Source organism: Microbispora oryzae (assembly GCF_017896165.1).
GTDB lineage: Bacteria > Actinomycetota > Actinomycetes > Streptosporangiales > Streptosporangiaceae > Microbispora > Microbispora oryzae.
Genome location: NZ_JAFCNB010000005.1, coordinates 126,397 through 144,626 on the forward strand (window position 1 = coordinate 126,397; position 18,230 = coordinate 144,626).

Sequence of the window (18,230 nt, forward strand, 5' to 3'; positions counted from 1 at the left end):
TCAGCTCCCCTCCGGTGTGTCCCAGCTGCGGCCGGTCTGCCCGGACCATGGCCGGCCGGGCCCTGTCGCGGGCGGCCAGCCGCCGGTGCGGGTCTGCCCGGACCAGCGGCGGCCCGATGCTTGGCCGCGCCAGAGCCGCTTGGTGGCGGCCGGGCGGATCGTGATGTCGTCGATCTGGCCGGGCACGGTCACGGCCGCGGCCTCGGCCATCACCGCGCCGTCGGCGGTGCCGGCCTGCGCGGCGACTGTGGCGAGGAACGCGGCCAGCGCGGCGTCGGTCAACGCAGGCGCGGCGAGGACCTGCGCGAGGTCGTCCAGCGTTGCGGTGTCGGCAGCGGTGAGGTCGGTGCCGGGCACGGTCACGGATGCCGTTTCCGCGAGCGTGGCCAGGTCCTGCCCGGACATGGTCGCGGTGAGGTCGGCGTGTTCGCTGGTGACCGCCTCATCCGGGCCGGCGGGCTGCGCGGTCAGGTCGGCGGTGTCGGTGACGGACGCCGCGTCGTCAGCGGTTGGGCCTGCGGTTTCCTCGGTGGTGGCGTTGTCGTCGAGCGACGCCGCGTCGGCGAGGGCGAGGTGAATGCTCGCGGCGTCGGCCAGCAGCGCGCCGTCCGCGAGGTCCGTGGTGGCGGTGACCGTCGCGGAGTCGTCCAGGGCCGCCGCGTCGCCGGCGGCCGGGCCGGCGGACTGCTGGACGGCTGCCACCTCGTCGAGGGCCGCGAGGTCTGCGCCGGTGAGGGTGGCGGCCGCGGTGCTGGCGTCGAGCAGCTGCGCGGAGTCCGCCGCGCCGGTGGCGGCGTCCAGGCTGCTGGTGGTGGTGAGTGCGCCTTCGTCGGAGGTGGACGTGCGTTCGGTGCGGGCGACGTCGGCGAGCTCGTCGAGGGACGCCGCTTCGGTGCTGGTTACATCGGCGGTGAGGGCAGCGCTGTCGTCGGCCGCGCCGGCGTCTGCGGCGGGGATGCCGAGGGTGGCGGTCTCGGCGAGCGTCCCGGCGTCTGTTCCGCTGGCCGTGGCGGTGACCGCGGCCTGTTCGTCTGCCGCCGCCTGGTCGGTGACGTCCTGGCCGATGATCGGCTGCTCAGCAAGGGCGGCGGCGTCGCCGGCTGACAGCGCGGCCGCGGTAGAGGCTTGCTCGTCGAGCTGTGCGGCCTCTGCCGCCGGCGCGGTGATGGTGGCCGTCTCGCCCAGGCCGGCGCTGTCCCCGATCGCGAGGGCGGCCGCCGGGGCGGACTGCTCGACGAAGACGGCCGAGTCCGTGAGGGTGCTGGCGGAGGCTACCGCTGTCGTCTCGCTGAGGACACCCTGGTCCACGCTGGGGAGAGCAGCCGCGGCGGCCGCTTGGTCGCCGAGAGCGGCACTGTCGGCCGTGGACAGGGCGACGGTCGCGGTCTCCTGGACGGAGCCCGTGTCGGTGGCGGCGAGAGCCGCAGCGGCGGCGGATGTCTCGCCCAGGGTGGCGGAGTCCGACGTTGCGGCCGCGGCCGTCTGCTCGACCGCCGCAGACTCGGCAAGGGCGCCGGTGTCAGCGCGGCCCGTGGACGCGGTCAGGCTGCGCGACTCCGACAGTGAGCCGCTGTCGCTGGCGGTCTTGTCGACGGGGGCGGAGACAACCGGGCCGAGCCAGTCGACGTCGGTGGCGCCGATGTCGTCGAGGGTGTAGGCGGTGCCGAGGCCTTGCCAGCCGACGACTGTGGGGAGGGTAGTGCCCAGGTTCTTGCTGGTCAGCGTGATGCTGTCGGTGGCCGTATCCGAGTCGGCGCTGTTGTACAGCCGCAGCTCGGCCGCGCCGTTGCTGGTCGTCGTGCCGATCACGAGCTTGGCCTCGACCCGCACCCACTGGTTCAGCGTGATCGCTGTGGCGACGGTGCCGAGAAGCGTGTTGCCGTTGTTCCGGATCTCAAGCTTGCCGGACGACGAGATTGATATGAAATTCGCGGCGCTGTAGGCGGAATTGGACGCGTAACCGAGGTAGATCTGCGAGGGCGGGTTCGCGGCCAACCGGATGTACGCGCGCATGTACACGGTGCGCGCGGCCAGGGTCAGGCCCTGCCACTCCAGGCTGGGGGTGGTACCTGAGCCGGGCATGCTCGCCGCCATGGGCGCGCGGTTCCCAGTGGCGTTGGTCGAGGTGTAGGTCGGTGACCCGCCGACGAGTTGAAACGCGTCCCCGCTCGAGCCGCCAGAGTTGCCCGTGGTGATCGTCGTGCCGTTGGAGCCGCCAGAGAAGGTGTTCGCGCGGAGCAACGTCACCCCCTGGTGGTGCGCGCTCGCGGGTGCATCAGGTGAGCGGGGGCGGCGTGTCCGCCGCCGATCCTCAGCTCAGGGACAACGTGCAGGTCAGCACCCATGAGGCGGCCGAGGACTTCGTGCCGAGAGACTCCACCTTCCGATTAAGCATGCGCCCGGAGCTGGAGGCGTTGAAGATGCCCCACTCCTCCCAGGCGAAGTTCGCGTCCGAAGTGCCGAACGTCGAGCGGAACACGGTGGACGCGGCGCCGGAGGTGGTCGCGTCCGTGTGCTGGGGATAGGTCGAGTCCATCGCCTTGCGGAGGGTGGACGAGCCCTGCAGGTTCGTCTGGGTCGCGGCGGCGGCCGAGGAGGTGCTGTTGTTCCCGACACCGAGGTAGGCGTTGCTGTTGTTGAAGAACGTCAGGCTCTGCCCAGCCGTGCTCGTGCCGTTGCCCAGCAGGCACTCCCACAGGTTGCTGGCGCCGCCGTAGGTGAGCAGCTGCGGGGTGCCAACGACCGTCTCGTACGGCACGGCGAGCCCGCCGGCGATCTCCTCGGCAGTGGGCTCGCCGTGGTACTTGTCGACGCGGGCGCGGCCGACCCAGACGGCGACGTCGAGGCGCCTGGCGTCGTCCAGGACGCGGCGCTGCTCCTCCCACTTCGGGGTGGTGAGCTCGATGACCCGGGTGATGCGGGCCGTCTCGGCGATGTTGGCGGCTTCGATGGCCACGATGTCCTCCTGGGCATGCGGGGGTAGCCGCTGCGTGCGGCTGGGGTGAGGTGTGGTTCGGCTCGCCGCCCGTGGACAGCGTCCGGCGAGCCGAGGTCAAAAGGGGGGGTGGTGCAGGCCCGGGCCGTGGACCCCCCAGCCGTACGGCCGGGCCTGCACCGGGGGCCGGGGCCCGTGTCGTACGGGGAAGCCGGCGCGGGACCCCGGTTGTCGCCGGCCCCCGGGGCGGGGTGGGGGCGGCGTTCGTTTTCAGGCGGCGCGTGCGGCGGCGCGGCGTTGCGCGCGCAGCTGGTCGCGCTCCTCGGGCGTGGGCGGAACGGGTTCGCCGCGGTAGATGCAGCCGTCGATGGTGGCGACGTCGCGGAAGTCGACGTAGGTCAGCCGGCCGACGGTGCCGAGGCGGCGGGCGTTGTAGCGGGTGACCCAGTCGCGGAGGGTGGAGGCTGTCCGGTCGAGCCGGGCGGCGGCCGCGGCGTAGGTGGTGGGTTCAGGCTGGTCGTCCACGGGTGCTCACCCCCTGGACATGCGAAAGCCCTCGGCCAGATCGAGGTCCGAGGGCATTGATCACCACTTTCAGTGGCCTACTGTCGCACCTGGTCAGGGTGTTGCGCAAGTTCCGGTCGCCCAATACATGCGCGTGGCCGGGGTGGGCGCCCGTCCGAGCGTGGCCGGTCGGAGCCCTAGGTCACCTTCCGACGCAGGCCGCTTGCGCGGCGGACAGCGCGTTGTCCTTTTGGGCAAGGCCGTCGTCGAGGTTCGTGGGTTGCATAACGCTGGCGGCCTGGACGAGCTGCCAAGCCACGTTGCCCCAGTCGCCGGTCAGATTCTGGACCTTGAGTGCGGCCGCTTCGAGTGCCGCCTGGTGTTTGGCTTTCCACACGTCGGCCACGCGGATCGGATGCGCGAGCTGAGTCTGCAGGGTGGCGTCATTCTCGCGCTTCGCCTCACCGGCGGCGTCGTTGTAGGCGGCCACGAAGGTGCGGCAAGCGTCGCCGATGGCGGCCGGTGCGGCGTTCGTGCTGAGAGGGCCGGCCGCGGTGAGGATGCCGATGGTCGCTACGGCGGTTATTGCCGTGGCGGCGGTGACGGCGAGAATCATGCGGGCGGGGCCGGTCAATGTCGCTCCAATTTGGCGCTGCGCCTGGCTGGGTTCGGCTTACGATAGGCGCTGAGGCTCCTCTCGGAGGGGTTTTCAACCTGCAGGGACCGGCGAGGTTTCCGATGTAGAGTGCCCCGTTTTCGGGGCGCTCCGCCTCGCCGGTCCCTTCCTCATGTGAGGTGCCGGGCCGGGCTGAAGTTCAAGAGTGAGAGCGGTGGGGTGCCGCCCCGCGCTGGTTGCCCGGGGCGGCGAGGTGATCACTCGGGTTGCGTGTCGTCCAGCTCGTCGAGGGCTAGGACGCACAGGGCCGCTGCCTGCTGGAGTGCCAGGGATGCGGCGCGTGCCCTCCACGGTTGGTCCGTCGCGTCGAATGAGACGACCAGGTCGTGGGCGGCGAGCCAGAACGTCAGCGCTTGGGCGATGAGGTCTCGGGCTCGGTCGCTGATCGGCTGGTCGAGCACTATCTCAGCGGCGTGTGCCGTGGCGTTGAGCGTGTCGCTCACCAGGTCCTCGCTGATGGCGGGGATGGCGATCGGGACGGGGAGCTCTTCGAGTAGCTTGACCAGTCCCAGGTGGAGGGTTGCCCATCGGGTGATGAGGTCCTTGACGCGCTCTTCGTGGTGATCTGAGGTCACCGTTTCTCCTCTCTTGAGTTTTCAACCTGCCTGTCGGTTTGGGGTTCCGACCCCCTTGCCGACGTGTCTATTATGGCACACTATCCTTGTTTATGACAAGGTTTTTCTTGCCTCTCCGGCCCCCGCCTCCTCGAATCCATCGAGCACTAACCCTTGTCACAGGATAGAATTTATGGCAGGATAATCCTTGACGGCGACAATGGAATGAGGTGAGAATCAAATGGCAGACAGGATGGACCAGCTCATCGCAGCGGCAGTCCGCCAGGGCTTCAAGGTCTGGCAGACCGAGCGCGGCGTGTGGTACTTCCGCCGGGACCTGATCACGGTCACCGCCGTGCGCACCCCCCAGGTAGCGCGCGAGTGGGTGCAGCTGATCGGAGCCCTGCGAGGTGCCGGGCTGGACTTCCCGCCCAGCGGGGAGTGAACCCCCGGGGGCCGCGTATCGGCGCGGCCCCCGGGCCATCCGTCCCACATCGTTCGACGGCGACAAAGGAAGGACCGAACCCATCATGCCCACGTGGCGTACCGAGGTCACCAGCGTGACCCCCGAAGCCCTCACCGAAGACCAGCGCGAGGCCCTCGCCCTGGCCCTGCCCGGCTTCAGCACCATCACCGACGACGAGATGACCCGCAGCGTGATCATCGCGTTCGACGTCGAGGCCCGCACCCCTCGGGAAGCCGCGGCCCGAGCGTCCAAGGCCCTCACCGACGCAGCCCGCCAGGCGCTCGGTGACGTCCTGCCGTTCCTCGGCATCCGGGCCGGCCGTGGCGACACCGCGCCGAAGCCTGCCATGCCCGAGCTGCTCGGTTACGCCGAGATCGCGACAGTCCTGCAGGTGTCTCGGCAGCGGGCCCGCGAGCTCGCCGAGACGCACCCGGACTTCCCGCCGCCCGTCTCGCGGCTCAGCATGGGGCCGATCTTCACGCTGGAAAGCGTGATGGACTTCGCGAAGGGCTGGGAGCGGCGCGCAGGCCGGCCGCGTAAGACGGCCTGACCAGCGGGCTGGGACGTTAGCCGCCGAATGTGCTCTCCTCCTCCCGTCGGGTGCCATCAGGGTGCCTGGAGACGGGAGAAGGTCATGCCTACTCGGCCGCACGACAAGGCCAACGAGCTGTTCGAAGTAGTGCGGGTGATCTCGCAGCTTCTGCAGCTCGACACTTCAGAGGTCGCCGGCCTCGCGCTGGAGCTCGGAAAGAAGCGGGACGACTGGGACTCGGCGGAACAGTCGCTCCTCGCCGTGGGCGTCCTTGCGGGAAGGCGCCTCGAGGCGGAGGGCGGGACGCCGGTCCAGCTGATCCTGTGATCAGGCGCGCGGGTCGTGGAGCAGCGTGAAGCCGTCCGCGTTGACCTCGGTCAGCGTGGCCACGGCGAAGCGCCGGCCGGGCAGCTCGTTCACGGGCAGCCCGGCCTGCTCGGCGATCCTGGCCGCGGGGATCCGCAACGGGCTGGTGGCGGGGTGGAGCGCGGTGACAAGGTGGGCCTGGTCCCCGACGGTGAGCAGGACGAGCGCCTGGTCGGCCGGCCGGCCTCCAGTGGCAGTGGCCAGGGAACGGCGGGAGAGCTTTTCGGGGGTCAACATGTCCTCCTTGGCTTGATAGACGGGTCTGGTGGCCCCCGCAGAAGCGGGGGCCGTCGTGGGATTCAGGACAGGCCGGTGCTCTTCGTGATCACGCCGCTTGCCACGTCGACAAGAACGTCTCGTCCTGCACCTCCGAACCAGGCAGCGGTCCGCTTGAGCCACCCGCGCCGCTCTTCGTCGCTCTCGGCGTCGGCCGCCGCGCTAAGGCCAGCCACGATGCGGTCAGCGAGGCTCTCCGGCGTGGGCCAGGTGCCGACTGTCCGACGGGCATGGCCCGTGACGTCGAAGACCATGAGGATCTCTTTCCGCCCGTAGCCGGGGGTGTCCGTGTAGCCGAAGAACGGCGGCTCCTCGTGGGCGAGCGCCCTGAGCGCCCGCTGTACTTCATCGTGCCCCATGCCGGTGCGCTCTTCGATGAAGCTTCGGTCGATACGATCCTCTCCCTCATCGGCGAGTTCGACGATGGCCTTGAGGACCGGAAGGTCTCTGGATTCCCAGGTCAAGTAGTTCTCCCTGCGCTGCGTCTGCCCGGCTCTCGGGCAGTGCTTCTAGCGTGGCAGCTCAGCAGATCCGGATATAAATGCGCAGCTCAAAGGACTGGTTCGTCGCTGTCCCGGGGCTTAGGCGTCGCCCGGGTTCGCCGTCTCGCGGTCTCCCGAACCTCCAGGGTCAGTCTGTCAGCCGCTCGTTGAGGAATCGGCATGTCATGAGGCTTTCGACCCGCACCCCGCCCTGGCCGCCCCCGCTCATCCGGACCGGCCTGATGAAGCCCGTGCCGAACAGCTCTCCCTCGCTGTGCCGGATCCGGATCGACACCTCGCGGTCGCGGCTCCCCAGGGTGGCGAGCGGCTGGGTACTGATCACCGTGACCTCGGCCGTCGTCCCGAGCGGGATCGGCACGCCCATGGTGCGGGCACGGGCGTCGGGGATGTAGGCGGGTTCGATCTGCTGCCCGCAGATGCGGCAGGTCCACCGTGTGATGGTGTAGCCCTCGCCGTTGCAGGTGTCACCGCAGGATCCGTCGCAGGGCACGGGGACGCGTTCCTCGTTCAGCGTCGGCAGCTCTTCGCCGCCGGGGCGTTCTGCGAAGGCGTGGAAGTGGCCGGCGTCGTCGGTGAAGGTCCAGTCGGTGTCGGGCTTGACCGCCCCGGAGGACTGGACGTAGTCGATGCGCTCGGCGATGACGAATTCGCAGGGCCATTCGCCGTCGTTGTCGATGGTGGCGACGCCGGTTCCGGAGAATGTGTTCGCGTCCGTGCTCATACTTTCCTCCATCCGGGGGTCCAGGCCCCGTCATCGGTCACGGTGTAGTCGCCGAACAGGGCCGGGGCTTCCTGCCTCATGATCTCGCCGACGCGGTTGAAGACGAGGCGGATCTCCTCCTCGGCGCTGGCCGCGGTGCGGGCTTCGATCACGTTGCGGAGGGTGCGGACGTTCGCGGTCCAGACGAGGCCGGTGGCGACGCCCTCGGGGGCGAAGCGCCGCATGAATGACGTGCGGTGCTTCTTCTCCGCGAACGGCACGCCGGGGTCGTCGAGGCCGAAGTGGCCCGCCATCCAGGTCTGGAATTCCTCCATGCGGTCGAGCAGCTCGCCGGCGCGTTTCGTCAGCTCGGCGTCTTGGCGAGCCCAGTCGGGGAACCAGAACGGCAGGTCCGCGAGCCGGACGAACCGCAGTGATTCCTGGGAGATCGCGACGCCGGGCCGGTGCCGGACCAGCTCGTGGGTGAGCACCCTGGAGACGTTGTGCAGCACGAAGCTGAAGCTAAGGTGCTCCAGCACGGACCCGTGGGCGGAGGCGAGGATGTTGCGCAGGTACGCGTCCTGGTCCTGGCGGATCCGGGTCACGTTGGGGTTCAGGCCCGGCTCGAACGATCGGTAGCACAGGCGGCCGGCGAACTCGGCGAGGTCCTGCGGGGTGAGCTGGTCCCGGTCGAGCCGCTCAAGCCAGCTCTCCCCGCCGATCTCGTGGAGGTAGCGGGCCAGCTCGTCGTAGTCGACGGACGGTTTGGCGACGAGGAACACCTCGGGCTCAACGTGGCGGGTCATGCCAGCCATACCTCCGTTTCGTGGTGCTTACAGCCGCAGGTGTGTGGACAGATTCGCCACCAACCCCAACCGAAGTGGGCCTGACCTTCTGGGAAGCGCCGCCACTCGTAGCACTTGAGGCACTCATCGGGCGGCGGGCCGGTGGCGGTGCCGTCGCGGTCGGCGATCCTGCCCCACCAGCGCCACCGGGAGCCGCAGCGCGGGCACGGCGGCGTCTCGGACCATTTGTCGGCTCGCATGGGCGGGTCGGCGAGGCCGCAAGAGGTGCACCAGGAGCGCGCGGTGTCCTCGGCGCCGTCGGGGAGTTCGGCGGGAAGGTGCTGGGGGATGCCGATGATCGGCTCCGGCGGCCAGCTTCCCTCCTCCTCGTCTGCGCGCTGCTCGGCCGCCTCGCGGGTCGCTTGCTCGGCCTCGGCGATCAGTCGGCGTGCTTTGGCGCGGTTGGCCATTCGTTCTTCCCAGGTGTCCCCGGGCACATCCGAGGCGCTCACAGTTACCGCCCGTCCGAGGTGTCCGGCATGTCGTCGTAGAAGCCGCGCATCTGGAGATCGAGGTACGCGAGGTCGGGATGCGCGGCGATGTCGGCAGCGTCCCCCTCGGCCATCGCCTGCGCCAGGGTGGAGAGTGCGGCCCCCGCGCTGACAATCGCCGCCTGGAGGTCGAGTCGGGCGGCGGTGGTGCGGTGCATCGCGGCCATGAGCCGGAGCCTGGCCGCAGCGTCCTCGGGCTCAACATGGCGGGTCAAAGCTGCTCGCCCTCGCTGATCCGGCGGGTCAACTCCACCGCCTCGCGCTGCCACGTCTCGATCTCAGATTCCCCCCGTTCGGCGGCCAGCCGGCGTATCAGGTGCTCGATGATGTCCATGCTCGCGCGCTGGGCGAAGAGGCCGCCCAGCGGTACCGGGTCGTGAAGATCGCGGAGGAGGCCCATGACCGTGCTGTGAGCCTCCTCGCGGTCCGCGGTCGCATCCAGTTGCACCAGGTAGCTGATTGCGCTGATGACGCCCAATGCCTTCTCCCGCACGAGCGCCTCAGCGAGGGCCTTCTCTTCGGACGTCGGCTCGCCGTCGCCGCGGGCTTCTTGCTCTTGGAGGAAACGGCGGAGGGTTTCGTGGAAGTTCACGGCGCCCATCCTTCCTGCCAGCCGGGCCGGTGGCGGTAGCCGTACGCCAGGATTTTCAACGCGTAGTCGCTCGCTCCTGCGGCGAGCACGTACTCCTGCCGGGGGTCCTTCGCCGGGTCGGCGAGCTGGTGGAGCTTGGCGTTCTGGTCGAGTAGCGCCAAGTCGGCCTTGCAACGGGCGATCGTGTCACGCGGCTGCTGCGCGACGACGTGCTCCGCGTCGGCATGGCGGAGCTCGGCGGCTACGTCCGGCCCGGCCAGGTCCGTGACACTGATGTTCCAGCCGTGGCCGCGCGTCGTGTTCTCGCCTGGGTAGGCCGGGGTCGGCAGATACTCGTCGTCGCCGTGGCCGAACATCGCCCAGTCGCCCTGGGTGGCGGCGCGGGCCTTGGCGAGGTCGCCTTCGATCGTGGCGCGTAGCCAGGTGATCAGGTCATCCATCGCTGCTCCCGTCGAGTTCGGCTTCCAGCTCCGCGAGCCGGGCGCGGGCCCGCATCCGGGCGAGGTTCATGTCCACGAGCGCGTGCCGGGCCGCGTCACGTGTCGCAGGCGCGACCCGCCCGGCGAACAAGTCATCCACCGTGTCGAAGAACGCGCGCACGTCAGGGTCCATCAGCGGTCTCCTCGTCCAGGGCGAGCAGCGCCGCGGCGAGTTCCCGCCGCGCGGCCGGGGACAGGCGTACGGGCCATAGGGCGGGCAGCAGCAGCACGTCGTCCGTGCCTTGGCACGGTACGACGGTCACAGGGCTGGTGGGAGAGGGCAGCACGATGGGCCCATTGTCCCGTGTCCGGAGTCACGCCGCCCGGCCTTCCGCACCGCACCCAGGCTCGTTTTCCTTCCCCGCGCACCGCCACGGGCCGGGGACTTCCTCCCGCGTTGGGGGCAGCGGGGGCAGGGTTCTAGCGCCGACGACCGCAGCGGGTTTTCCCACGCGTTCGATGGTGACGTGGTCGACTTCGATCGGGGCGCCGCAGTTGGGGCATGGCGGCCACGGCAGATCCTGCCATTCGTCTTCGGTGAGGGGCCGGTTGTACGGGGCGCGGAAGATAAGCCGGTAGGTTTCCGGGTCGATCCGGATGGCGTCGACGACGGGCAGGGTGCCGGCGGTGCGAGGTTCGCTGTCGTCGCCCTGGGCGGGAACGAGCGGCCGGTGCTCCACGCTGGGCGGTGGTGGCGTGGCGGCGCGGGCGGTTTCGACGGCGTCGGCCTGGTCGTGCTCGTACTGGTCGTGTTCGTGTTCGTAAATGATCTGGCCGCAGGCGCCGCAGGTGTAGTAGTGGTGTTCGTCGTCCCAGGTGATGCGCCGTTCGCCGCACGAGGGACGGGGGCAGCGGATCGGGGATGAAGGGCTCGGCCGCTGGTCTTTATTGAGGTGCCGCAGGACCCGTTCCCACCGGTAGATCGTGCGCGGCAGTTCGAGGAAGTCGGGGTGGGCGAGGATGTCGGCCAGGTGCTCGGCGAGCCAGCCGATGGTCTTCGAACGGGGGTGGGAGCCGCGGGGGCCGCGCGTGGCCGGCGGGCGGGGGGCGTAGCCGCGGAGTTGCCGCCATTCGTCTTCGGTGTCGAAGAGGTCGCCGAGGAGGCGGTCGAGGATGTCAGCGACGGGGGACACGCTGGGTGTGGTCTTGGAGCCGGACACCTTGCCGTCGGCGGTGCCGGTGCCGCGGTGGCCGTCGGAGGCGGCGGACAGCTGGGCGGCCTGCGGGTCGAGTTCGAGGAGTGAGCGGCGGGCGGCTGCGATGTCGCGGCCGCAGAACAGCGGGTTGCCGGGGTACCAGCGGAGGCTGGGCTGGTCGGGTTCGGCCGGCGGTTGGCCGTGCTCGCCGTTGCGGTACCAGGCGTCGACCGCGTCGGCGTGGTCTTCGACGGCCTGGCGGTATGCGGCGAGCGTGGTCCTGTTCCTGTGGTTACACCCGCCATGGCAGGCACCAGCGGGTGTGAGCTGGTCTGTGGTGGGCATGTGGCCTCCCCCGAGTCGTGTTGATCAAGGTACCTGTGGTCTGGTGGGTGCGTTTACCGGTGTTTGCGGTGGTAGGCCGACTTCACCCGGCGGCTGTGCGGGTGCCGAAGGCCCGGGAAGAGCAAGGCGTAGCCGTCCCAGGTGAGGCGACCCCGCAGGCGGATGGTGACCGGGGACTCCGGCCGGGCGGCCCGCAGGATCGTGAAGGCTCGAGACTCGGGGAGTACGTCCTCGACGTCGGCCTGGAGATCGCGCACAAACGTCGTGTCGCTCACGTAGCCACCCAGCTCCACCGGCAGCTCGCCGTCGCCTGGGACGAAGTAGATACGTGTCTTACCCACGCTGCAGCCCCTCCTGTGTAGGAACCCACCGAGCACCCGCCGGGATCGTCTGCAGCTCACGCACCCGAGCGAGCCGTTCGGGCTGCATCCCCCAGGGACGGAACCGGCCGCAGTGGAGACACCGGCCGTAGCCCTCGTGTTCGGTGAGGGGGTCCTCGCAGGCGCAGGCTCGATGCGCGGTGGCGATGCCGGAGCAGTCGCCGTGGAACAGGCCGGTCTCGCCCTGCCACCAGCGTCCACGTGGCCTGCCCCACTGGTGTGAGACGTTCACAGGGTCGCCCTTGACGTGCTGCCCCCGGCACCACTCGCAGCGGGTGAGCAGGCGGCGGCGTAGCGCCTGCAGTGGGGGGAACTGCAGGCGCCAGTGGTGGATGTGCCAGCGCCAGCCGCGGCTGAACTTCCATGTGCCGTCGGCGCGCTGGGACCGCTTCTGGCACATGGTGAGGGCGTCGCGGCCGCCGGGCTCGCGGTGCCAGATCGTGATCAGCGACGGCCAGTAGAAGTCCCGCCCGGCAAGCCGCCAGAACGCCGAGTAGCTCGACGGCCGCCACCAAGGGAACGCGCCCTGGCGGTGAGGCGGGTCGTTCTCGCATCCCGCGACATGGGTGTGGTGCAGGCGGATGCGCCACCGGATCGAGTTGTGGCCAGCGGCGGGCAGGGGCGAGCGCTGCGGCCAGGGGCGGCGGATCTCGAATGCGACGACGAGCGGGTCATGCATGGGGGTTGGTCTCCTTGGTGGTGTCGTCCGGGCCTGGGCGGTCGTCGATCCCGTTGTGGTCGTCCGCACACAGGAACCCGTATTGGAAGCTGTGCCACAGGTGGGCGTCACAGAAGATCTCGCCGCACCCCTGGGCACCGCCGTCCGCTGCTCCACCGCAGCGGTTCTCGTCCGTGGCGGGTACCTCGGCGGTGCATCCGCCCTCAGCGCAGACGGCAGTCTCAGGCATGGGGGTTGGTCTCCTCGATGGTGGAGCAGACGCCGACGCGGGCGGCGACGCCGGCCAGGTGTGCGGTGAACGTGGCCTGCGGGTCCGGGGTGAACGAGTGCAAGGCCACGAGGGCGGTCAGGGCAACGTCGCACAGTTCGGCCGCGACGTCCTCGTAGGTGTGCGTGCGGCCCTTACGCGGGTTCTGGCCGACTGTGCCGATGTAGGCGGCGGCTACTTCCCCGGCTTCCTCGACAAGCTTGAGGAGCCGCATGGAGGTTTCGTGCGCTCCGCTGCCGTTGGTGGTGTTCAGCCAGTCGACAAGGGCGGTCAGGGAGGGCCACACAGGGACGGTCGGGGGTGCAGCGGTCACGGGGTCTCCTCGGTGGTGGCGAGCGCGGGCTGGGGACCGTGAAGCTGGACGACGCGGCCGCTGGACATGGCCTTGGTGAGGGTGGTCTCGCGGCCGTCGGGCAGGCGCAAGGCGCATTGGCTGCCGAGCCAGAAGGCGGCACCGTGGTGCTGGACGGCGGCGAAAACCGTGCAGTCCCCCGTGTCCTCGCGGGGGTTGACGAGGACCTGGACGTGAACGTCCAGCGGAGTGTCGCGCTCGTCAGTCAAAGTGGCGGAGCCCTCGTAGATGGGCCTCGGCGGGAGCTCGATTACTTGGTAGCCGTGCTCGGCGAGAGCCTCCAGGAAGTCACGGGGGTGAGCCGATGAGGTGAGGATGCCGTGGTTGCGGGCGAGGTGGTCGTCGAGGGTGTCCGAGACCGCTCGTTCGAGGGGCGGAAGATCGTCGCGGCGCTCAGGCATGGGGGTTGGTCTCCTCGATGGGGGTGGTCGGGGTGGCGTCCCAGGCGCAGAGGCCGCTGGTGGTGCCCGGGAACGCGAGAGGGCCGGCGGGTTCGATCGCCCCGCTCGTGGTGCTCGGGTAGGCCCACGGGATGACGGGATCAGCCATGCCGGCCCCCTGCCGCGGTGGGGACGAACTGCTGGCGGTTGATGTCCCACGTCAAGCGGCCCTGCGCCGCCTCCTGGTAGAGGCGGTTCAGGTCGAGCACCGCCTCCGAATGATCAGGCGGGCACGGGATGAACCCCTCGTAGGGCACGAAGTACGCCCACCAGCCGAAGCGCTCGCATTCGTCCTTGCCGGGCCAGCGCCCGGTCCAGATGGAGAACAGCTCGGCGCCCTCGTGGGCATGGCAGGTGAGGCGTTGGAAGCCGCAGACGGGGCAGCGGGCCACGTCGCAGCCGAGATGGTGCGGCGCACCCGGTGTCACGCCGCAGTCGGGGCAATCAGGCAGGCGCTGGTCACCCATTGCCGCCTCCGGTCTGCTCCTCGGAGGCGGCACCGGCACCGTCGAGGGTGTTGTGGAGCTCGCGTTGGATGGTGTTGATGGGGCGGGCGGCGGCCTCGCCGTACGTGGCTTCCAGCCCTTGGGCCATGCCCGTGAGGATGTTGGCCAGAACGCGGATGTTGTTGAGGGCGGCCTCGGCCTGTTCGGCGAGGCGGATCGTCTCCTCGTGGATCGCCCGTTCCTGGCTGATCAGGTCGTTGAGGTCGTCGGCGGACTCTCGGAGGCGGTCCCGCTCGGCTTCCGCCCGGATGCGGCGGCCCACCTCCGCGCCGTGCGCCTCCCGCTCCTCATGCAGCTCGCGGAGGGCGATCTGCTCACGGCGGCGGTACAGCTCAGCCCCCGCCGCGTCCAGCGCGGCGAACTCGGCCCGCCGCTCGGCCTTCTCAGCGCGCTGCACGGCGGCGGCCAGTTCGTCGTCACGGATGGCCAGCAAGGCGTCAAGGTGATCGGCTATGCCCCGCTGTGGCGTGAGGGAGCGGGAGAGCGCGTCGGCGTACCGGCGGCGGAGCCCGCCATGCTCACCACCATGCGAGCTAGCAAGCTGGTGAGCATCCTCCGCGAGCACGGCGGCGCAGACCTCGGCGGCCTCGTTGCAAGTGACCCCCCAGAACTGTGTGCAGCCGTCCCCGGCGACGAGCTGGACGCTCATCGTGCGGTCAACACGGTCGGCGGGGTCCGGGTCGGCGAGCTCGTCCGTCGACCGGCCCTCGACCATGCGCGAGGCTGGGCGGGTGAAAGCAGCGGCGAGAGCCTCAGCCATGCGGCTACGAAGACGGTCCACCTCGCTGTCCGGCCGCTCCGCGAGGTCGGCACGGCGGACCACCGCCAGGCCAGCCACGCCCAGTGCTGCCTCAACGACCTTCCGGGCAAGGGCCTCGTCTGACTCACTGCTGAGGATCTCCTCCGCCAGCACGCGGGCGGCGGCTTGTAGGGCTTCCTGCGGAATGTCAGGCATCGAGTACGTCTCCGATCTTCGCGTCGCATTTGTCCAGCAGTCGCAGACACGTGTTGCCGGGCATCGAACCTCCTAGCTCTTTACTGGCTGGTAGCTTGTGGGAACTTCCATTCCCGTGGGTGATCCCGGGCGGCGGTGACACAGCGTGATCCGGTCACTGGGCGGCTCCACGTTCGGCCTCGACGGGCTTGACGGCGCGCGCCACCCGGATGTCGGCGACGAGCACGACGGCGTTGATCGCGAAGGAGGCGAACCACATGGCGGCCAAGACGGCTTCACCCCGAAAGGCGTGCCCGACCAGCATGAGCACGGACAGGGCGACGATGGTCACACGTAGCTTCATGGGCTTCTCCTTCGTGGGTTTCAAGGCGGCGGGCCCGCAGACCGCGGGCCCACCGGGGTTGTCACGCGGGCTCGCTTCCCTGCGCGGCGTAGTGCGCTTCGGCCACCTTCAGCTGCCGGACCGCCCGGGCCTTGCCGACCACCACGTAGATGCCGGTCACGAACGCCGCCGCCCACACGAGGGACCAGACGAGGTCACCGGCGGCGGCGTGATCGGCGAGCATCAGCGCCGGCAGGACCACAAGGAACCAGAAGTCGCCCACGACGAGGGCTCGGATGAGCTTCATCGCGCGCAGCATGCGAAAGGTCTTCACAGGGTCGGGCCTTCCTCGTGTTCGGGGGTTGTCTCCCAGGTCATGGATGCGACGTTCCGGCGGGCCGCCTTCGGGCAGTCGGGGTTCCAGCACGCCGCAGGGCAGGTGCACGGGAAGCCGTCAGCGGCCTTCGCCCCGTCCTCGCAGTAGTCGCAACCTGCGCCCTGGGTGGTGGCTGGAGCCTTGACGAGTCCGGTGGCGATCAACGCGCGAGCGATCGCCTCCGGGGCGTCCTTCGCGTAGTGCTCGCGTAGGTCCGGTTCAACCTCGTCTACGAGCCGGGCGATCTCCCGCACGGCCGGGGACGGGTCTGCCTGCTCCGCCTGCTCGTACTCGCGGGCCCGGAAGGCGGCATGAGCCAGGTGCGAGGCCGGTGACAGTGCGTCCTGCCAGTTCAGCCCCACCAGGAAGGCGAAATCGATCGCGTCGCGGACGACCTTGATCCGCAGCCCGGTGCTGTGCTCCACCTCGTCGCGGCCGGTCGGCCAGTCCGGGGGAGGCACGACGAGCTGGCCGAGGCCTGCGGCGGCCAGGAGCGCTCGGGCGACGTCGCCGACCTGTGTGGCGGGGATCTCTGCCCCGGTCGGGGCGGTGACCTTCACGCAGGGGGCCGGGATGGTGGCGCCGCAGGTGGTGGTGACGGGGCCGGTCGTGGGGTGCACGGCGAGTTTGTCGCCGCGGGCGTCTTCGTAGACGTACGGCTCAGCCACGGCGGGCCGCCTCCTCGGCCGGGCCGACTTCCGGCCCGTCGAGCCAGACGACGCGGGTGAGGCCGCCGTGCCCGTGCACGTGGACGGCGTGGGCGAGGTCCTGCCAGAACACGACAGACGGCTTGTCGCCCCGCCAGCGGATCGAGACGGTGCCGTCCGGCCACAGCACGCCGTCGGCCACGACCCCAGTCCCCGAGACGCCGGTGACGTCCACCTGGCGGACGAGCTGGAACCGCAGCGGCCGGGTGTCGTCGCGCTCAACCGGGGTCTCCTGGTCGGCGAGGCCGTCGATCACGTCGGCTGCCGTGGCGTAGAACGCAGCGTACTCGCGGGCCTCGTCTGGGGTGAGGTCGTCCGGGCCGTTCATCGGGACGAAGATCTGGACGCGGCCGTTGCTGATCCAGCCGCGTCGGTGGACCTCGGCTGCGTCGAGGCGGGGCAGGATGATCGGGTTCATCGGGGCTTCTCTCTTGGTCAAGTGGGATGGGGGTTGGTTTCGGCGGCGCATCGTCATGCGCCACGAGGGGCGCTCATGACGCATCTCCCGGTGCGACGAGGGGATCGAAGCGCCTGCGCAGCCTCCACCGGTGCCCGCACTTCGCGTTGTCGCAGACGGCATCGATGCCTACCGTCCGGCTGTTGTCGTCCATCACGGCCGGCATGTTCAGCGCCTTGCGGTCCCGGGGACGGACAACGCCGTCCGCGTCGATGACTGCGAGGCCCCAGTCGAGGAAGCCTTCGACGACCTCGACGACCGCGGCGGGCGATCCGCAGCGGGTGCATGCGAGCGGCTTCGCGGCCATCAGGCCTCGCCTCCGCTCGTGACGGCGGCGATTTGCTGCGGGACGATCTGGGAGAGCCAGCCCGGCCACGCGGCGCGGACCGCGTTGTCGAGCGCGGCGGCGAGGCGCTCCCCCACGGCGCCTTCGCGGCCGGCGGTCTCCGCGACGAGGCCGACGACGGCGAGGAGGAGGGCGTCGGCGGTGCGGCGGATCACCTCCGCCAGCTGCTGCCCCGTCTGCTCGGCGAGCCGGACCTGAGCCTCCGCGATGCCCATGTCGTGCGCGGTCTTCGCGTACCGGACGACGCGGTCGCGTTCCTGCCCTTCCAGCGTGGTGAGGGCGCGGGCGGCTTCCCCGGTGACGTAGATCCCGATGTCCTTGACCGCGCCGTGGGTGTGGCCGACGAGGCCGGCGCCGGGGCCGAGCTCCGGGTCTCCCCCGCCGAGCCCGGCCGGGCCGCCGGCCGCGTCCTGGTCCTGGGCGGTGGTGAACTGCCGCTCGAGCAGGCTCGCGTACAGGTGGGCGCGGAGCCACGACATCTGCAGCATGCCGAGCACGGCTTCGGTATGCGAGATCACCGGCCGGCCGGACAACGCGGACCACGCCGTGACGGCCTCGCCCTTCGCCTTCAGGAGCTCCGTCGACTGCCCGCCGTGGTTCCGGCACACCTTCGTTCCGCGGATCGCGGAGGCGTGACAGTGGTCGCCGGGGCGCCGCTTGGAGCGCTTTGTGCACTCCCAGCGCTTGTGCTCCTCGCACCAACGGGCCCCGGCTTGCCTCATGAGGTCGTCGCTGCTCAAGGGGTTAGTCACGAGTGGTGTCCTGGGGGAAGTCGCGGGCCTTGATCTTGGCCGGTGAAGCGATACCGGGTGCTCACGCGGTAGCCGTTCGTGGGGTCGGGCTGCCTTATGACGTCGACGAGCTTCTCGGCTTCGAGATGCGCGAGGGATCTGCGCGCCGATGTGGTTCCGAGGGCCAGGACGCGGCCGAGTTCGAACGCCGTGAACGAGGTCGTGGGGTGCGCGGCCAGGTGCTCGCGGATGAGCGTCCGCGCGCGCTCGCGCAGCTCGCGCAGCTCGCGGTGGGTGTGGGTCACGCCCAT

General features: G+C 70.2%; 34 protein-coding genes. 3 read left to right on the forward strand and 31 right to left on the reverse strand.

The genetic code is table 11. The features are described 5' to 3' along the window. From JOL79_RS11365 to JOL79_RS11385, 5 genes are all read right to left on the reverse strand, one after another. A complete protein-coding gene (locus JOL79_RS11365) occupies positions 1-2,247 on the reverse strand; it encodes a hypothetical protein (protein WP_210155718.1) in 2,247 nt (748 codons plus the stop codon). A 64-nt stretch (positions 2,248-2,311) separates the two neighbouring features. After that, positions 2,312-2,956 (reverse strand): hypothetical protein, encoded by a 645-nt coding sequence (locus JOL79_RS11370; RefSeq protein WP_210155719.1) that lies wholly within the window; start codon positions 2,954-2,956, stop codon positions 2,312-2,314. 249 nt (positions 2,957-3,205) lie between these two features. After that, positions 3,206-3,460 carry a hypothetical protein gene (locus JOL79_RS11375; RefSeq protein ID WP_210155720.1) on the reverse strand — a complete coding sequence of 85 codons (255 nt, stop codon included), beginning with the start codon at positions 3,458-3,460 and terminating at the stop codon, positions 3,206-3,208. Positions 3,461-3,641: 181 nt separating this feature from the next. Further along, a complete protein-coding gene (locus tag JOL79_RS11380; protein ID WP_210155721.1) occupies positions 3,642-4,073 on the reverse strand; it encodes a hypothetical protein in 432 nt (143 codons plus the stop codon). Between the two features lie 239 nt (positions 4,074-4,312). Then, a complete protein-coding gene (locus tag JOL79_RS11385; RefSeq protein ID WP_210155722.1) occupies positions 4,313-4,690 on the reverse strand; it encodes a hypothetical protein in 378 nt (125 codons plus the stop codon). Positions 4,691-4,910: 220 nt separating this feature from the next. On the opposite strand from JOL79_RS11385, the gene JOL79_RS11390 reads away from it, so the two are divergent. The 3 genes from JOL79_RS11390 (at position 4,911) to JOL79_RS11400 (ending at position 5,994) form a co-directional block, all read left to right on the forward strand. Continuing rightward, positions 4,911-5,114: a hypothetical protein gene (locus JOL79_RS11390; RefSeq protein WP_210155723.1), complete on the forward strand. Its 204-nt coding sequence runs from the start codon at positions 4,911-4,913 to the stop codon at positions 5,112-5,114. Between the two features lie 85 nt (positions 5,115-5,199). Further along, entirely contained in the window at positions 5,200-5,685 is a 486-nt protein-coding gene (locus tag JOL79_RS11395; RefSeq protein WP_210155724.1) for a hypothetical protein, read from the forward strand. An 84-nt stretch (positions 5,686-5,769) separates the two neighbouring features. Further along, positions 5,770-5,994: a hypothetical protein gene (locus JOL79_RS11400; RefSeq protein WP_210155725.1), complete on the forward strand. Its 225-nt coding sequence runs from the start codon at positions 5,770-5,772 to the stop codon at positions 5,992-5,994. On the opposite strand, the gene JOL79_RS11405 is transcribed toward JOL79_RS11400, so the two are convergent. The 26 genes from JOL79_RS11405 to JOL79_RS11530 all read right to left on the reverse strand — a co-directional run bounded on the left by JOL79_RS11405 (position 5,995) and on the right by JOL79_RS11530 (position 18,230). Next, positions 5,995-6,270 carry a hypothetical protein gene (locus JOL79_RS11405; protein WP_210155726.1) on the reverse strand — a complete coding sequence of 92 codons (276 nt, stop codon included), beginning with the start codon at positions 6,268-6,270 and terminating at the stop codon, positions 5,995-5,997. A 62-nt stretch (positions 6,271-6,332) separates the two neighbouring features. Beyond that, complete coding sequence (locus JOL79_RS11410) at positions 6,333-6,773, reverse strand: hypothetical protein (RefSeq protein WP_210155727.1); 441 nt, start codon at positions 6,771-6,773, stop codon at positions 6,333-6,335. 166 nt (positions 6,774-6,939) lie between these two features. Then, the gene (locus JOL79_RS11415) at positions 6,940-7,533 is read right to left on the reverse strand and encodes a hypothetical protein (protein WP_210155728.1); all 594 of its coding nucleotides are present in this window, start codon (positions 7,531-7,533) and stop codon (positions 6,940-6,942) included. After that, a complete protein-coding gene (gene thyX / locus JOL79_RS11420) occupies positions 7,530-8,318 on the reverse strand; it encodes an FAD-dependent thymidylate synthase (RefSeq protein WP_372446749.1) in 789 nt (262 codons plus the stop codon). Before thyX ends, JOL79_RS11415 begins: the two co-directional genes overlap by 4 nt. Next, the gene (locus JOL79_RS11425) at positions 8,315-8,767 is read right to left on the reverse strand and encodes a hypothetical protein (protein WP_210155730.1); all 453 of its coding nucleotides are present in this window, start codon (positions 8,765-8,767) and stop codon (positions 8,315-8,317) included. The genes thyX and JOL79_RS11425 overlap by 4 nt, the downstream gene beginning before the upstream one ends. Positions 8,768-8,811: 44 nt before the next feature. Then, a complete protein-coding gene (locus JOL79_RS11430) occupies positions 8,812-9,015 on the reverse strand; it encodes a hypothetical protein (RefSeq protein WP_210155731.1) in 204 nt (67 codons plus the stop codon). Positions 9,016-9,059: 44 nt separating this feature from the next. Then, positions 9,060-9,440: a hypothetical protein gene (locus JOL79_RS11435; protein ID WP_210155732.1), complete on the reverse strand. Its 381-nt coding sequence runs from the start codon at positions 9,438-9,440 to the stop codon at positions 9,060-9,062. Further along, on the reverse strand, positions 9,437-9,880 hold the full coding sequence (locus JOL79_RS11440; protein WP_210155733.1) for a DUF6221 family protein: 444 nt from the start codon (positions 9,878-9,880) through the stop codon (positions 9,437-9,439). The genes JOL79_RS11435 and JOL79_RS11440 overlap by 4 nt, the downstream gene beginning before the upstream one ends. Next, complete coding sequence (locus JOL79_RS11445; RefSeq protein WP_210155734.1) at positions 9,873-10,052, reverse strand: hypothetical protein; 180 nt, start codon at positions 10,050-10,052, stop codon at positions 9,873-9,875. The genes JOL79_RS11440 and JOL79_RS11445 overlap by 8 nt, the downstream gene beginning before the upstream one ends. Further along, positions 10,042-10,182, reverse strand: a complete 141-nt coding sequence (locus JOL79_RS11450; protein ID WP_210155735.1) for a hypothetical protein — start codon at positions 10,180-10,182, stop codon at positions 10,042-10,044. The genes JOL79_RS11445 and JOL79_RS11450 overlap by 11 nt, the downstream gene beginning before the upstream one ends. 51 nt (positions 10,183-10,233) lie before the next feature. Further along, entirely contained in the window at positions 10,234-11,400 is a 1,167-nt protein-coding gene (locus JOL79_RS11455) for a hypothetical protein (protein WP_210155736.1), read from the reverse strand. Positions 11,401-11,453: 53 nt separating this feature from the next. Then, positions 11,454-11,741, reverse strand: a complete 288-nt coding sequence (locus JOL79_RS11460; protein ID WP_210155737.1) for a hypothetical protein — start codon at positions 11,739-11,741, stop codon at positions 11,454-11,456. Continuing rightward, a complete protein-coding gene (locus JOL79_RS11465; RefSeq protein WP_210155738.1) occupies positions 11,734-12,459 on the reverse strand; it encodes a hypothetical protein in 726 nt (241 codons plus the stop codon). Before JOL79_RS11465 ends, JOL79_RS11460 begins: the two co-directional genes overlap by 8 nt. Beyond that, on the reverse strand, positions 12,452-12,688 hold the full coding sequence (locus tag JOL79_RS11470) for a hypothetical protein (protein WP_210155739.1): 237 nt from the start codon (positions 12,686-12,688) through the stop codon (positions 12,452-12,454). The genes JOL79_RS11465 and JOL79_RS11470 overlap by 8 nt, the downstream gene beginning before the upstream one ends. Further along, complete coding sequence (locus JOL79_RS11475; RefSeq protein ID WP_210155740.1) at positions 12,681-13,040, reverse strand: MazG-like family protein; 360 nt, start codon at positions 13,038-13,040, stop codon at positions 12,681-12,683. The genes JOL79_RS11470 and JOL79_RS11475 overlap by 8 nt, the downstream gene beginning before the upstream one ends. Continuing rightward, entirely contained in the window at positions 13,037-13,480 is a 444-nt protein-coding gene (locus JOL79_RS11480) for a hypothetical protein (RefSeq protein ID WP_210155741.1), read from the reverse strand. Before JOL79_RS11480 ends, JOL79_RS11475 begins: the two co-directional genes overlap by 4 nt. Continuing rightward, positions 13,473-13,628, reverse strand: coding sequence for a hypothetical protein (locus JOL79_RS11485; RefSeq protein WP_210155742.1), 156 nt, complete (start codon positions 13,626-13,628; stop codon positions 13,473-13,475). Before JOL79_RS11485 ends, JOL79_RS11480 begins: the two co-directional genes overlap by 8 nt. Continuing rightward, positions 13,621-13,986 carry a hypothetical protein gene (locus JOL79_RS11490; RefSeq protein ID WP_210155743.1) on the reverse strand — a complete coding sequence of 122 codons (366 nt, stop codon included), beginning with the start codon at positions 13,984-13,986 and terminating at the stop codon, positions 13,621-13,623. Before JOL79_RS11490 ends, JOL79_RS11485 begins: the two co-directional genes overlap by 8 nt. Then, positions 13,979-14,980, reverse strand: a complete 1,002-nt coding sequence (locus JOL79_RS11495; RefSeq protein ID WP_210155744.1) for a hypothetical protein — start codon at positions 14,978-14,980, stop codon at positions 13,979-13,981. Before JOL79_RS11495 ends, JOL79_RS11490 begins: the two co-directional genes overlap by 8 nt. A gap of 154 nt (positions 14,981-15,134) precedes the next feature. After that, positions 15,135-15,323 (reverse strand): hypothetical protein, encoded by a 189-nt coding sequence (locus JOL79_RS11500; RefSeq protein ID WP_210155745.1) that lies wholly within the window; start codon positions 15,321-15,323, stop codon positions 15,135-15,137. Between the two features lie 61 nt (positions 15,324-15,384). Then, positions 15,385-15,609, reverse strand: coding sequence for a hypothetical protein (locus JOL79_RS11505; RefSeq protein WP_210155746.1), 225 nt, complete (start codon positions 15,607-15,609; stop codon positions 15,385-15,387). Positions 15,610-15,632: 23 nt separating this feature from the next. Next, entirely contained in the window at positions 15,633-16,346 is a 714-nt protein-coding gene (locus JOL79_RS11510; RefSeq protein WP_210155747.1) for a hypothetical protein, read from the reverse strand. After that, positions 16,339-16,803 (reverse strand): hypothetical protein, encoded by a 465-nt coding sequence (locus JOL79_RS11515; protein WP_210155748.1) that lies wholly within the window; start codon positions 16,801-16,803, stop codon positions 16,339-16,341. The genes JOL79_RS11510 and JOL79_RS11515 overlap by 8 nt, the downstream gene beginning before the upstream one ends. 73 nt (positions 16,804-16,876) lie before the next feature. Continuing rightward, complete coding sequence (locus tag JOL79_RS11520) at positions 16,877-17,149, reverse strand: hypothetical protein (RefSeq protein ID WP_210155749.1); 273 nt, start codon at positions 17,147-17,149, stop codon at positions 16,877-16,879. Beyond that, a complete protein-coding gene (locus JOL79_RS11525) occupies positions 17,149-17,940 on the reverse strand; it encodes a hypothetical protein (protein WP_210155750.1) in 792 nt (263 codons plus the stop codon). The genes JOL79_RS11520 and JOL79_RS11525 overlap by 1 nt, the downstream gene beginning before the upstream one ends. Further along, positions 17,937-18,230 (reverse strand): hypothetical protein, encoded by a 294-nt coding sequence (locus JOL79_RS11530; protein WP_210155751.1) that lies wholly within the window; start codon positions 18,228-18,230, stop codon positions 17,937-17,939. The genes JOL79_RS11525 and JOL79_RS11530 overlap by 4 nt, the downstream gene beginning before the upstream one ends.